Here is a 13,291-nt window from a genome sequence, read left to right on the forward strand (position 1 = left end):
TCCTTATTTAGGGTAAATCTTATTCCACTTTTTACACCCTGCTTCTTTAAAATTCGCAATCCTTGTAAGGCTTTATCAAATGAACCAGAAATTCCCCTAAATCTATCGTGTGTTTCTTTTATTCCATATAGCCTTCCAAAAATACTTAAGGGAATTGCAATGTAAAGGAACGGCTAGGGTTAAGATGCCTGACTCCTGTTAACCAAAAAGTTTGTAAACCATTTTTGTTTTAGCATAACACAAAAAAACCAATTTTATTTCAGTATAAATCTACCAGCATTTTCCTCTTTTCATAAGGAGAAATCTTAAGCTTCAAAATAACTTTGTTAAAAAAATCAATACTTGAATCATAGGTTTTTCTATCAATTGGATAGGGTGTTTTATCCTTTCCACCATGGGCAAAGGAATATCTTGTAGGGTCTTCATAAGAGGGAGCTGCACCATAGATAACCTCAGATACAAGGCTTAATGCCCTTATTGTCTTTGGACCAACACCTTCCAAGGAAAGAAGCTTCTCATAATTTTCTGGTTTTATTTCGCAAACCTTGGAAAAGATTTTTTCTAAATAACGACTTTTTGAAAAATCTTCTAACAAAAGGGGATGCCAAAAGAATTCTTTGTCTTCTAATTTAAGTAGGGTTTCTTTGCTTTGATCAGATTCTAATGAAAGCATTCTATGGTATTTTGAAAAATTTAGCCTTAAAATTTGAATATCCTTAAGCAAGCCAAAATAATTTCCACAAACCAATTCTGTAGAGAGCTTTCGTGTATCTTTGCTTTCCTTTGCTGTTAAATTCAGGGTAGGAACTTTTGTGTGGCTAATAATCCCAGAATGTGGTTCACAGACTAAATCCTCTATCCTTTCAGAATACCAATGATAACGCCTTGCAGACTTTGCTTGTGTATTCATTCCCTGCTGGACCACAGCCCAAGCACCATTTTTAGAGAAGAAAAAGCTATGATGATAAATTTGAAAGCCATCTTGAATAAGGGAGCTATCAACCTTGGCAGACATTTTGGAATTATAGACTAAATTATTAACTTTATTATTGGGTAGGCTTAAAATATCCCCCCAATTTTTAATCTCATCGGGTGTTTTTAAAGATGTTTTTCCCTTTCCTCCACATATAAAAATCCCCAATTCTTTTTCCAGGCCCCTTATTGCCTCTTTCAATGCTGCTGTTAAAACAGTGGTTAATCCTGAGGCATTCCAATCAAAGGCAAGGACACACCCTAATGATTGAAACCAGACAGGGTCTGCAATCCTTTTGATAAACTCATCCTCTCCATATTCCTCCCTTATTATCAAAAGCACCTGTCTGCCTAGCCTTACCATTTTTTCAAAGAGCCATCTAGGACAGACCCCTGTATCCAGCGTAAATGTAGCAATCCCCCTGTTTATCATTCTTTACCCTTAACAAAAACCTGCACCCTTTACAACCTTAATTTTCAATTATTCCTTTCTATAAAGGACAAAGTCAGAGAGGGAAATGAGAGACTCTTTGTGGGTTAAAGATGTATTAGCGATTGCAGATTTTGCCTTTTCTATACATTCTTTTGCGATACCTTTGGCATACTCAATCCCTTTGTATTTTTCAATCATATCCCTTATTCCATCAGCATCAGAGGAGCTTATTAGCTTATTAAGAATTGCTTTATCATTAAAATTTGCCATTTTCATTGTCCAAATAATGGGAAGGGTTGCCTTTTTATTTTTTACATCATCTCCGCTAATATCAAGCATATCGTCGATTATCTGAAATGCTAGCCCTAGATTTCTTCCATAATTAGAAAGGCTTTCACAATCATTATTGGAAACCATAGCACCAGATAAACAGGAAAGCTCAAATAGATGGGCTGTTTTCTGGTAGATTATTTTTAAATACCTTTCCTCATCTATGTTAATTCCCCTTTCAAGCTCTGACATCTGGCCATTACACATAACAAGGCATCCCTTTGTAAATAGCTTAATAAGCCTTATATCGCCATAATCTACCAAAATATTAAAGGCAGAGGCTAAAAATAAATCACCAACAAGAAGTGCCCAATTCTTTCCCCATTTAGAGACAATTGTTTCTTTATTCCTCCTTAAATTTGAGCAATCAATGATGTCATCATGGAGAAGAGATGTACAATGGATAAGCTCAATGGAGGAGGCAAGATTAACTGAGCTGTCTCCATTCAGGGTAGTTGAAAAGAGAAAGAGGGCAGGTCTAATAAGTTTTCCCCTTGTTTCTTGAATGTAATCAAGTATTTCGCTTAAGGCTTCATTATCCTTTTCTTTTATCTTAAGCCTTTCTTTTACAAGGACGAGCTTATTTTCAATAGGGGCATATATTTCCTCTATTCTCATAGCCTCTGGTTGGCAAAGAATGCTAGGTTTGCAATCGGGTTTGGAAATAACCCAAGAAAAACAATAGAAAGAATTAGAAGGATTGCAAGGCATTTTATATATCCTGGGATAGGAATAGGTCCATTTTCCCCTCTTCCAAGATATATTGCCTTTACAACAATAAAATAGTAATAAAGGGAGACAACAGAGAAGACAACGCCAATTATGGCAAGGGGTATAAGACCTTTTTCAATAGCTGAATAAAACAGGGAAAATTTTCCAAAAAACCCAATAAAGGGAGGAAGCCCAGCCAAAGATGATAGTGAAACAAGCATAAGAATTGAAAGAAGGGGGCTTTTTTTTGAAAGCCCATTATAATCATCTATTTCTTCTAGCCTTGTTGCAGATATAACAAGGAATGATGAGATGGTTGCTAAAGAATAGGCAACAAAATAGAACAACATAGCAATTATTCCTTGTCCTGACTGGGTGCAAAGACCAATGAGAAGATAGCCTGCATGGCTAATGGAGGAATATCCAAGCATCCTTTTAATATTCTTCTGTGGTATTGCAGAGAGATTTCCAAGAATTATGGTAATTACAGAAAGAATGAAAAATAGCCTTGTATAATCAAATAATATTGAACCAAGAGGACCAAACAAAAGGTTCATAATAATAGCAAATCCAGCTACCTTTGAGGCAGTTGCAAGAAAGCCTGTGATGGGCGTTGGCGCACCTTGATAGACATCTGGAATCCACATATGAAAGGGAACAATATCTGCCTTAAAGCAGACACCAGCAAGGATAAAGATAATGGCTAAAGCTTGAATGGGTCCAAAGCCTAATCCAAGAACCTTATCTGATATATTGACAAAATTCGTTTCTCCTGTAAGCCCATAGAGAAGGTTTATTCCATAAATAAGAAATGCAGAGGAAAAAGCACCAAAGAGGAGGTATTTTATCCCTCCCTCAATGCCTTTTTTATCTTTAAGGAAACAAGTAAGGATATAAGAGCTTATGCTTATAAGCTCAATTGAAATATAAAGGATAATCATATCATTGCTTGATACAGCAAGCATCGTTCCGATTGTTGCCATTAAGAGAAAGAAGGAATATTCATTTTGGTTTTTTAAGCCCTTTAGAAAATCTTTGGACATAAAGAGCACAATAAAAAGGGAGGAGGTACATAAAACCTTAAGAAAGCTTGAAAATGGAGAGACAATAAGGCTATCTATTGATTGAGTGGCAACAAAAATGGCAATTGAGGAGGCAATAGAGAGAACGCAAGCGATAATTGCAATCTCAAAGCCTATATTAAGCCTAAAAAACCCTGTTATTAAAACAAGAAAAGAAAATAATACAAGAATAAGCTCTGGCGTAAGTAATGAAATATCCATAATTTTAAATTTTATTATAACCAATATTAAGAATGATTGCAAGAAAAAAAGTTTTGACTTTTATAATAAAAGTACATTATAATTATTAAAAATTTAAAATTGGAGGTAAAGATATGGAGCTTGATAATCAAACGGTTCTTACCTTAATGAAGGTTCCCCTTTTCTCTTCCCTCTCTGTTGAGGACTTCAAAAGCGTAGCAGAGAAGCTTTCAACAAAGAATTTTGAGAAGGGAGAGTATATGGTTAGAGAGGGCGAGATAGGAGATTACTTCTATATCTTAAGAAAGGGAGAGGCAGATGTTGTTATTGAGGGAGAGCAAAAAAGGATTGCCCATCTTAAGGAGGGAGATTTCTTTGGTGAAATAGCCCTATTGGTTGGCGTTGAAAGAACAGCCTCTGTTGTTGCTGTATCTGATGTTGAGGCAATTACCTTGAACAAAAAATCGTTCAATGAGCTATTAAAGGAAAATCCCTCTGTTGCGGCAAACCTTTCAAAGGTTCTTGTATTAAGGCTTTCAAAGATGGCGGAAGATATGTAGAAAAATTCAAAAGTCAAAATGCAAAAGTCAAAATTTAAGGTAAGGATTTATTAAATTGAATGGAGATTGTTGTAATCATCCTTGCCTATGTTTTTGGTTCAATTCCATTAGGCTATATCTTTGGAAGGATTAAGGGAAAAGACATAAGAAAGGAAGGTTCGGGAAATATTGGATTTACCAATGTTTGTAGGGTATTGGGAAAAAAATGGGGAATCCCTGTTCTTATCTTTGACATCTTAAAAGGATTTGCTTTTCCCTTTGTTTCATTTAAGCTTGGTTTGGGAGAGAAAATTGCTATCCTATCCGGACTTTCTGCAATACTAGGCCAGGGTTTTAGCATATTTTTAAGGTTTAAGGGTGGAAAGGGTGTTGCAATATCAGGTGGTGTATTTCTAGCCATTGCACCAATTGAGACACTTATTACAATAGCAATATTTTTGTTGGTATTTTCTATCACAAGAATTGTCTCAATAGGCTCAATTGTTTCATCCATCTCTTTGCCAATCTTGGTCTTTTTTATCTCTCCTGATAAAAAGCTTGTTTTTGTTTTCTCCCTTGTAGCTATGGCTTTTATTCTTATTAAACATATCCCAAATATAAAAAGGCTGGTAGGCAAAAGGGAATATAAGATTTAAAAAGATGAAATTATAGAGGTGAAAAAAGATGGCAATAAAGAAGTGGTCAAAAAGTGAGATTATCAAGGTAATCAGAGGGATAAAAAAAGAAGGCAAGCCAATAAATCCTAAGTATCTTAAGAAGAATCGTAAAGATTTATATGGAGCAATAAAGAGGTATTTTGGAGGGGGCAAATGGAGAGAGGGATGGGAAAAGGCTGTAAGAGCTGCTGGATTTCTTCCCGAGAAAGAGAGAAAATGGAAGAAGACTATATCATGGTCAAAAACGAAGGTTGTCCAGGCTATTAAAAAGATGAAGAGGGAGGGTAAGGGGATAAATCAAAAATCTATTATGAAGAATTCTCCCGCTTTACTTTATGCAATAAAGAGGTATTTTGGAGAGAATAAATCTATAAAAGAGGGATGGGAAAAGGCTGTAAGAGCTGCTGGATTTCTTCCCGAGAAAGAGAGAAAAAAGAAGAAGAATATATCATGGTCAAAAAGTAAGATTATCCAGGCGATTAAAAAGATGAAGAGGGAGGGTAAGGAGATACATCAAACATTTATTATGAAGAATTTTCCCTCTTTACTTTATGCAATAAGGAAGCATTTTGGAGGGGGCAAATCTCTAAAAGAGGGATGGGAAAAGGCTGTAAGAGCTGCTGGATTTCTTCCCGAGAAAGAGAGAAAAAAGAAGTCATGGTCAAAAGTAAAGGTTATCCAGGCAATCAGAGGGATAAAAAAAGAGGGCAAGCCAATAAATCCTGCGTATCTTAACAGGACTTTATACGAGGCAATGAAGAGGTATTTTGGAGAGAATAAATCTCTAAAAGAGGGATGGGAAAAGGCTGTAAGGGCTGCTGGATTTCTTCCCGAGAAAGAGAGAAAAAAGAAGAAGAATATATCATGCTCAAAAAGTAAGATTATCCAGGTGATTAAAAAGATGAAGAGGGAGGGTAAGGGAATACATCAAAGATCTATTATGAAGAATTTTCCCTCTTTACTTTATGCAATAAGGAAGCATTTTGGAGAGAAGAATAAATCTCTAAAAGAGGGATGGGAAAAGGCTGTAAGGGCTGCTGGATTTCTTCCCGAGAAAGAGAGAAAATGGGAGAAGAATATATTATGGTCAAAAAGTAAGATTATCCAGGTGATTAAAAAGATGAAGAGGGAGGGTAAGGGAATACATCAAAGATCTATTATGAAGAATTTTCCCTCTTTACTTTATGCAATGAAGAGGTATTTTGGAGAGAATAAATCTACAAAAGAGGGATGGGAAAAGGCTGTAAGGGCTGCTGGATTTCTTCCCGAGAAAGAGACAAAAAAGAAGTCATGGTCAAAAAGTAAGATTATCCAGGCGATTAAAAAGATGAAGAGGGAGGGTAAGGAGATACATCAAACATCTATTATGAAGAATTTTCCCTCTTTACTTTATGCAATAAGGAAGCATTTTGGAGGGGGCAAATCTCTAAAAGAGGGATGGGAAAAGGCTGTAAGAGCTGCTGGATTTCTTCCCGAGAAAGAGAGAAAATGGGAGAAGAATATATTATGGTCAAAAAGTAAAATTATCCAGGCGATTAAAAAGATGAAGAGGGAGGGTAAGGGGATAAATCAAACATCTATTATGAAGAATTTTCCCTCTTTAGTTTATGCAATAAGGAAGCATTTTGGAGAGAAGAATAAATCTCTAAAAGAGGGATGGGAAAAGGTTGTAAGAGCTGCTGGATTTTCCCCTGATAAAGAAAGAAAAAAGAGAAAGGTATAGGATGAATATCTGTGTTCTGGGTGGTGGAACCTGGGGTATAACCCTTGCATCCCTTTTGTTTGACAATGGAAATTCAGTAAAAATATGGGAGTTTTTAAAGGATAAGGTAGAATTTCTTAAAAAAGAACGAAAAGAGTCAAATCTCCCATGGCTTTCTATTCCAGGCTCAATAGAGATTACAGACAACCTTGAATTTAGCATTTGGTCTTCTGAGTTGCTGGTGGTTGCTATTCCCTCCTGGACAATAAGGGGTATATTCTCAAAGATAAAGGAAAATTGGGAGGATAAGCTAATTGTTTCCTGCTCAAAGGGCATTGAAGAAGAAACATTTTTAACACCATCTGGTGTAATAATGGATGTTATAAAGGATGCAAGGGTTGTTGCATTATCAGGCCCATCACATGCAGAGGAGGTATCAAAGAAAATACCAACAGCAATTATCTCTGCAAGTTGCAATGAGAATGATAGAATTTTTGTCCAGAGGCTATTTTCAAACAATTATTTCAGGGTCTACACAAACCCTGATATAATTGGTGTTGAGCTTGGTGGAGGCTTAAAGAACATAATGGCAATTGCATCGGGTATTTCTGATGGCTTGGGTTTTGGAGATAATACAAAAGCCGCTCTATTCTGTAGGGGGATGGCAGAGATTGTAAGATTTGGCATATTGCTGGGTGGATTAAAAGAAACATTCTTTGGTCTATCTGGAATGGGAGACCTTGTTGTAACCTGCATCTCAAAGCATAGCAGAAACAGGGGGTTTGGTGAGCTAATTGGAAAAGGTTATAAAAAAGAAGATGCAGAAAGAAAGATAAATATGACAATTGAGGGGATAAAGACAACAAAGGCTGTTTATGAATACTCAGAAAAATTAAATATAGATATGCCAATAACAAGGGAGGTTTATAAGGTCATATTTGAGGGAAAAGACCCAAAAATAGCTTGTGGGGAGTTGCTAAAGAGGCAGCTTAAGGAGGAGTTTTAAAGAGCAATAAGACCATTTTTGTTTAGGTATCCATTCTCAATGCTACGATGTGCAAGGTATTTTCTGCTTTTAAACAAACATCCCTTGACATAGATAGATTTGATTGATAAAATAATAAATTAAGAAAGCCGAGGTGGCGGAATTGGCAGACGCAGTGGACTTAAAATCCACTGGAAGTTTTTTCCGTGTCGGTTCGAGTCCGACCCCCGGCAGGGAAAATATATCGCGGGGTGGAGCAGCGGTAGCTCGACAGGCTCATAACCTGTAGGTCGTCGGTTCAAATCCGGCCCCCGCAATTTTTTTATGTCAGAAGATTGTGTTATTGTATTTGAAGATAAACATTATTCAAGATTTTATCCTATTTCGCTATCTCGGCCTATCTATGATATTCTTGCTGGTTCAAAGACAAACCTTGAAAGGATAAAATACCATTTTAAAGACCTTCCATTATTTACCATTTGTAGACCACATATAGCCAATACATCTGAAATTCCTCAATTTAATAGGGCTATTCTAATCAATGGTGCCTGTGTGTTTCTAAAAAAGGATTTAGAATTCATTAAAGAGCTTAAAAATAGCAATGAGAATATTGCTTATACTAAAAATGGAATACCCATCGCTATTGTTTTATCTTCTAAAGAATTTAGGGAGAGGATTTCTCAAGGTTTTTCTGAAAAAATAATAGATGGACTAAAAAGGGTTGAAATTGATATTCTAACATTCTCATATATCTGGGATTTAATCATTTATAACCAGGAATTGATAATTTCAGATTTTGATGAATATTTTAAGGATAAAGGATTGCAAGGCAATATAGGAGACTCCTTTATTTATGGAAAGGAGATATTTGCAGACAACAATATTTCTGCCGATACTTTTTCTGTTATTGATAGCAGGGAAGGTCCTGTAATAATAGAAAAAGAGGTTGAAATAAAGCCATTTACATACCTTAAAGGTCCAGCCTTCATAGGAAATGAATGTAAATTGGTGGGTGGCAAAATAACAGGAGGGTGTTCATTTGGAAATGGATGTAGAATAGGAGGAGAGATAGAAAATAGCATAATAATTGGAAATACAAACAAGTATCATGAGGGTTTTATTGGTCATTCATATATTGGAGAATGGGTAAATTTAGGAGCATTAGCAACAAATTCTGACCTTAAGAACAATTATTCTGAAATTAGCGTTAAACAAAATGGAAACATTGTAAAAACAGGAAGCATAAAGATTGGTTGTTTTATTGGAGACCATACAAAGATAGGAATTGGAATTACCTTAAACACAGGTGTTGTAATTGGTTTCTCCTGCAATTTATTTGGGGGAAGCTTGATTATGGAAAAGGAAATTCCAAGCTTTGCTTGGGGAAATGATTCTCTTCGTCGCTGTTTCTCCTTAGAAAATGCTATAAAAACAGCCCAAATTGTATTGGAAAGAAGGAATTGCGCATTTGACAATAAGCAGAATCAGATGTTTAAATATATATTTAATGAATCAAAAATGCAAAGGAAGGTATGGTTAAAAAATGGATGTTAATGAATTGATTTCTGAAGCAGAAAAAGGCATTGATGAATATCTAAAGAAAAGCCTTGAAAATGGTAAGATAGATATAGGGCTTTATAATTCTGCAAAGGCAAATATCTTACCCTATCTTACCGAATGGTTAAAAAGCAAAAGAATTGATGAAATTTCTCCAAATCTTAAAACTGGAATAATAAATGCTATTAGGGATAAAAAATGGGAAGACATTGTTAATGCATTCAGAAAAAAGATGGATTTTGGAACCGGTGGGATAAGGGGCTTAATGGCAAATGATAAAGCATCTATTGTAAAGCTCAAAGAAGATGGAATTGATGCAGAAATCCTTAAGGGTCCAAATACCTTGAATAATGTGGTTCTTTTAATTACATCAGCAGGTGTTGCAAGGTTTGGATTAAAGAAAGGGTATAGCAAAATAGTAATAGGTTATGATAGCAGGATTAGAGGTTGGGATTTTGCAAAGCTCATTGCTGAGCTTTTCCTTGCTTATGAATATACAGTCTATCTATTTGATTCCCCCTGTCCTTATCCTGAAATTACCTTTGCCATACCCCATAAAGATATAAAGGCTCATATGGGCATTATGATCTCTGCCAGTCATAATGACTACCGTTATAATGGGTATAAACTTTCTTGTGCTAATGGCTCACAATTTGATCCAAAGGAAAGGATGGAGCTATTCATAGAATTTATTGATAAGGTAAGTCCAAAGGATATTTTCCTTCTTTCCATTAAGGATACTCTAAAAGAAAGGCTTATCTTTTTAGGAGGAGCAGAAAAAATTAACGGATTTGAATATTATGGATGTGAGTTGATAGACATCCACAAGGAACATAGGGAACATATAAAATCCTTTTTGCTCCTTGAAGACAAAGAGAAATCCACAAAAATTGCATATTGTGCATTTCATGGTGCAGGAAGGATTGCCGTTCCCAGGCTTTTAAATGAAACAGGATTTAAAAATGTATTAAAGATTACAAAAAATGGTCTTGATGAACTTGATGGATTATTTCCTTCCTTTAGTAGCGAACCCGGGAAAGAACAACAGCCAGATCCAGGAGACCCAAGGGCTGCAGATGTTGCTGTTTTAGCATTTAAAGAGGAGTATCCAAAAGCCTGGGAAGAAACCGATATATTGATCGGGACAGACCCTGATGCTGATAGATGTGGCGTGGTTGTAAAGGTTCCTAAAGAGCAGCAATTTCTTTATGGAGGTAAAGATTATATCTTAATGCCTGCTGATGATATGTGGGCACTTATTCTTTGGTTTAGGCTTAATATGGACAGAAAAATAAACCCAAAAAAGACATTTATTGTCCTATCCCATACAACATCAGACCTTATTGTTAAACTTGCACTTAAGCATAAGCTTGGTGTTATCAAGAGTTGGGTAGGGTTTGCTGCACTTGCTGCAGGAGTAAGAGATACCTGGAATGAGGTTTTAAAGGAGAGTGTAGAGGGGCTATATGAAGGGAGAAAAAATGAGAAGGAGGATTGTCATCCCTTTATTTATGAAACAATAGATATGTTTAACCACGAACGACTTTATAACTTATCTTGTATGGAACAGAGTAATGGTTTTTCAATCCTTGGTTGGCCTCCAGTGGATGAATTTTCATTGGGTGTAAATGGACATGTTCGTGATAAAGATGGAACATTTGCAGCTATTCTTATTGCTGAGATTGCTGAATGGGCAAAACAAAATAATACAAATATATTTGAATTAATTGATAAAGAGCTATACCTTGACCCTGATATAGGTCTTTTTGTAAACCATTATGAGCCAGACCCTCTGGATGGAGAATATCCTGGTATAGAAGGGGACAAGATAAAAAAAGGTATTCTAAGGAGGGCATTGGGGCTTTATCAATTTGCATTGGCAGGTGATTTGGAAATCGGGGGTTTAAGCGTTAAAACAGCAACAATTTATCGCACAGGTAAATATGACCATATATACCCAAAAACTTATGATTTCTCATTTCCAGATGAAGGAATAAGATTTTATTTTTCTTCTGACAGGCTAAATCACTTAACCATTCGTCCATCTGGCACTTCTAATGCTTTACGCTTCCATATCCAGCTACATTCTCTAGTTGATGAAAATAGTCTAATTTCAAAGAAAAAAGAGCTTCATAAAATGGCAAATAAGATTATGGAAGATATACGAAAAAAGGTAGGAGCACCTAGACACTAAAATGATTTCAATAATTTCTTGGTTTATAAATTTAAATTTAAAAAGACAGGGGGTGAAAAAATGAAAAAAGAAAAGATATTTGTTGTTACAACGAGGATATGTTTCCTTTTTGGGCTCTTTCTTCTTTTTATAGCAGGTATAGTTGGACTTTTCCTTAAGGAAATTCCTTTTTTGGTCAATATTCTTTTAAATCTTGGGATGAGTTTAACTACAGGTAGTTTGCTAGGGATGACTTGGGAAATTGCAATAGGTAAAAAATCCATCTTAGAATTTCTGGAATTTCTTTGTCCTTTAGTTAGGGATTTACAAAGAATGGGTATGGAAAGGTTCTACCAAATAAGAAGGAATATTTTTATGGAAAATTGGGAGAAATGGAAAAGACTTATTATAAATGCAAAGCAGATTGACATAATGGGAAATAATCTTAGACAAAATTGGGCCAGTGAGGAATTCATCAAACTTCTTGAGGAGAAGCTTAAAAAGAAAGATTGTAAATTCAGATTTTTGCTCTTTGATCCAAATGCAGAGATTGCTAAACAAAGAGAATCTGATGAGGAAGGAGAGGAAGGAATACTTTCTAATCTTGTCAAAGATACATTGAAGAGATATAAAGATATATGGAATAAACTAAATGATGAATCAAAGGAGTTTTTCAAGATAAAATTGGTTAATAGGTCAAATATCTATTGTTATATAGTCAGAATCGACGATAAAATGGTGATAGCAAATTATTATAGGCATGTGAAAGGAGGTGGTGCTCCAGCAATGGAAATATATGACAGTAATCTATTTTTATTTAAATTTTTTTCTGATGAATTTGAAAAGATGTGGGAAATAAGTAAAGATTGGAATTGGGAATTATGAAACGAGGCTGAACCTAAATTTAGTATTCCTAGGTTATGAAAATTATAAAAGGGCTTATTTTCTTTTTTTCCTTTCTTTTGGTTGTAATAGTTTTTGCAAGTATTACCCTTTTTATATTGGAAAGAAAAGAAAGTAGGGTAGATGTGCCTGATTTACAAGGCAAGGACATAATTTCAGCAAGGGGGATATTGGAGAAGAATAGATTAAGGATAGTAGAAGAGAGCTCATATCACAATACAATCCCAAAGGATTATGTAATTAGTCAGAAACCAGAGTCAGGAGAAAAGATAAGAAAGGGAGAAAAGGTAAGGGTTGTAATAAGCCTTGGGATGCCAAATGTTTCCATTCCAAGGCTAATTGGAAAAGACCTTTACTCTGCCAAGATAATCCTTTCAGAAAAAGGTCTTGCATTAGGAAATATTACATATATAAATTCAGACAAACCAAAGGATATAGTTTTAGGATTTAAAGGAGATAAGGAGGAAATAAGAGAGGGAGATAAGGTTAATCTTCTTGTATCATGTGGAAAAAAACAAGGCTCTCTCCTTATGCCAGAGCTTTTAGGTCTTTCCCTTGATGTTGCAAGTTCTACATTAAAAGAATATAATCTTGTATTAGGGCAGGTTCTATTAGAGCCAGGAACAGAGGGTGTTGTTTTAAAGCAAAGCCCAATTTTTGGAATTGCGGTTAATGAGGGAACAAAGGTAGATATCACCTTGGGAATAGAGGAGGAGTAAAGATTGCGAATTTAAAAAATTGGGTATCTATTTCAAATGACCAAAATCCAAAACAATATAAAAGGTTTAGAATTTTGGAATACGAAGGGAAAGCGAAGCCATTTAGAATTTTGTTAAGTAAGTATGGATGAAGCTCAACTGTAATCTTAAATTCCTATATTTCGCTACCTTTGTCCAGAATTACCTCTAAACAGGATATATTATATTAAAAACACATCACAGAAAGATAGCCTCTTTTTCCTTTGTAGATTTTTTTGTTAAATACCATCAAAACATTCCATTGTAGAGTTTTAAAGAGATAAAGATCTAGTTTCTTAAATTTTGCCAA

General features: G+C 35.3%; 11 protein-coding genes and 2 tRNA genes. 10 read left to right on the top strand and 3 right to left on the bottom strand.

Annotated features, from left to right (window positions below; translation table 11 throughout):
• Positions 1–259: 259 nt before the first annotated feature.
• The 3 genes from AB1630_05860 to AB1630_05870 are packed head-to-tail and all read right to left on the bottom strand — an operon-like array spanning position 260 to position 3,729.
• Positions 260–1,405 (bottom strand): DUF763 domain-containing protein, encoded by a 1,146-nt coding sequence (locus AB1630_05860; protein ID MEW6103329.1) that lies wholly within the window; start codon positions 1,403–1,405, stop codon positions 260–262.
• A gap of 48 nt (positions 1,406–1,453) precedes the next feature.
• Positions 1,454–2,353, bottom strand: a complete 900-nt coding sequence (locus AB1630_05865; protein ID MEW6103330.1) for a polyprenyl synthetase family protein — start codon at positions 2,351–2,353, stop codon at positions 1,454–1,456.
• Positions 2,350–3,729 (bottom strand): NADH-quinone oxidoreductase subunit N, encoded by a 1,380-nt coding sequence (locus AB1630_05870; protein ID MEW6103331.1) that lies wholly within the window; start codon positions 3,727–3,729, stop codon positions 2,350–2,352. The genes AB1630_05865 and AB1630_05870 overlap by 4 nt, the downstream gene beginning before the upstream one ends.
• 113 nt (positions 3,730–3,842) lie before the next feature.
• On the opposite strand from AB1630_05870, the gene AB1630_05875 reads away from it, so the two are divergent.
• The 10 genes from AB1630_05875 to AB1630_05920 all read left to right on the top strand — a co-directional run bounded on the left by AB1630_05875 (position 3,843) and on the right by AB1630_05920 (position 12,963).
• Positions 3,843–4,268 carry a cyclic nucleotide-binding domain-containing protein gene (locus AB1630_05875; protein ID MEW6103332.1) on the top strand — a complete coding sequence of 142 codons (426 nt, stop codon included), beginning with the start codon at positions 3,843–3,845 and terminating at the stop codon, positions 4,266–4,268.
• Between the two features lie 59 nt (positions 4,269–4,327).
• Complete coding sequence (plsY, locus tag AB1630_05880; GenBank protein ID MEW6103333.1) at positions 4,328–4,903, top strand: glycerol-3-phosphate 1-O-acyltransferase PlsY; 576 nt, start codon at positions 4,328–4,330, stop codon at positions 4,901–4,903.
• Between the two features lie 28 nt (positions 4,904–4,931).
• Positions 4,932–6,647, top strand: coding sequence for a hypothetical protein (locus AB1630_05885; GenBank protein MEW6103334.1), 1,716 nt, complete (start codon positions 4,932–4,934; stop codon positions 6,645–6,647).
• Between the two features lies 1 nt (position 6,648).
• Positions 6,649–7,632, top strand: a complete 984-nt coding sequence (locus tag AB1630_05890; GenBank protein ID MEW6103335.1) for an NAD(P)H-dependent glycerol-3-phosphate dehydrogenase — start codon at positions 6,649–6,651, stop codon at positions 7,630–7,632.
• 127 nt (positions 7,633–7,759) lie between these two features.
• Positions 7,760–7,844, top strand: a tRNA-Leu gene (locus AB1630_05895).
• A gap of 12 nt (positions 7,845–7,856) precedes the next feature.
• Positions 7,857–7,928: transfer RNA gene (locus tag AB1630_05900), tRNA-Met, on the top strand.
• A 7-nt stretch (positions 7,929–7,935) separates the two neighbouring features.
• Complete coding sequence (locus AB1630_05905) at positions 7,936–9,165, top strand: putative sugar nucleotidyl transferase (protein ID MEW6103336.1); 1,230 nt, start codon at positions 7,936–7,938, stop codon at positions 9,163–9,165.
• The gene (locus AB1630_05910) at positions 9,155–11,362 is read left to right on the top strand and encodes a hypothetical protein (GenBank protein ID MEW6103337.1); all 2,208 of its coding nucleotides are present in this window, start codon (positions 9,155–9,157) and stop codon (positions 11,360–11,362) included. Before AB1630_05905 ends, AB1630_05910 begins: the two co-directional genes overlap by 11 nt.
• A gap of 60 nt (positions 11,363–11,422) precedes the next feature.
• Entirely contained in the window at positions 11,423–12,226 is an 804-nt protein-coding gene (locus AB1630_05915; GenBank protein ID MEW6103338.1) for a DUF5919 domain-containing protein, read from the top strand.
• Between the two features lie 35 nt (positions 12,227–12,261).
• The gene (locus tag AB1630_05920; protein MEW6103339.1) at positions 12,262–12,963 is read left to right on the top strand and encodes a PASTA domain-containing protein; all 702 of its coding nucleotides are present in this window, start codon (positions 12,262–12,264) and stop codon (positions 12,961–12,963) included.
• Positions 12,964–13,291 lie beyond the last annotated feature (328 nt).

The sequence above is a fragment of the bacterium genome, from assembly GCA_040753555.1.
Taxonomy (GTDB): domain Bacteria; phylum UBA9089; class UBA9088; order UBA9088; family UBA9088; genus JBFLYE01.

What these genes read in the sequence shown, in the direction of transcription:
- AB1630_05865 (MEW6103330.1), bottom strand. Translation starts at nt 2,353, where the DNA reads ATGAGAATAGAGGAAATATATGCCCCTATTGAAAATAAGCTCGTCCTT.
- AB1630_05860 (MEW6103329.1), bottom strand. Translation starts at nt 1,405, where the DNA reads ATGATAAACAGGGGGATTGCTACATTTACGCTGGATACAGGGGTCTGT.
- AB1630_05870 (MEW6103331.1), bottom strand. Translation starts at nt 3,729, where the DNA reads ATGGATATTTCATTACTTACGCCAGAGCTTATTCTTGTATTATTTTCT.
- AB1630_05890 (MEW6103335.1), top strand. Translation starts at nt 6,649, where the DNA reads ATGAATATCTGTGTTCTGGGTGGTGGAACCTGGGGTATAACCCTTGCA.
- plsY (MEW6103333.1), top strand. Translation starts at nt 4,328, where the DNA reads ATGGAGATTGTTGTAATCATCCTTGCCTATGTTTTTGGTTCAATTCCA.
- AB1630_05885 (MEW6103334.1), top strand. Translation starts at nt 4,932, where the DNA reads ATGGCAATAAAGAAGTGGTCAAAAAGTGAGATTATCAAGGTAATCAGA.
- AB1630_05920 (MEW6103339.1), top strand. Translation starts at nt 12,262, where the DNA reads ATGAAAATTATAAAAGGGCTTATTTTCTTTTTTTCCTTTCTTTTGGTT.
- AB1630_05910 (MEW6103337.1), top strand. Translation starts at nt 9,155, where the DNA reads ATGGATGTTAATGAATTGATTTCTGAAGCAGAAAAAGGCATTGATGAA.
- AB1630_05915 (MEW6103338.1), top strand. Translation starts at nt 11,423, where the DNA reads ATGAAAAAAGAAAAGATATTTGTTGTTACAACGAGGATATGTTTCCTT.
- AB1630_05905 (MEW6103336.1), top strand. Translation starts at nt 7,936, where the DNA reads ATGTCAGAAGATTGTGTTATTGTATTTGAAGATAAACATTATTCAAGA.
- AB1630_05875 (MEW6103332.1), top strand. Translation starts at nt 3,843, where the DNA reads ATGGAGCTTGATAATCAAACGGTTCTTACCTTAATGAAGGTTCCCCTT.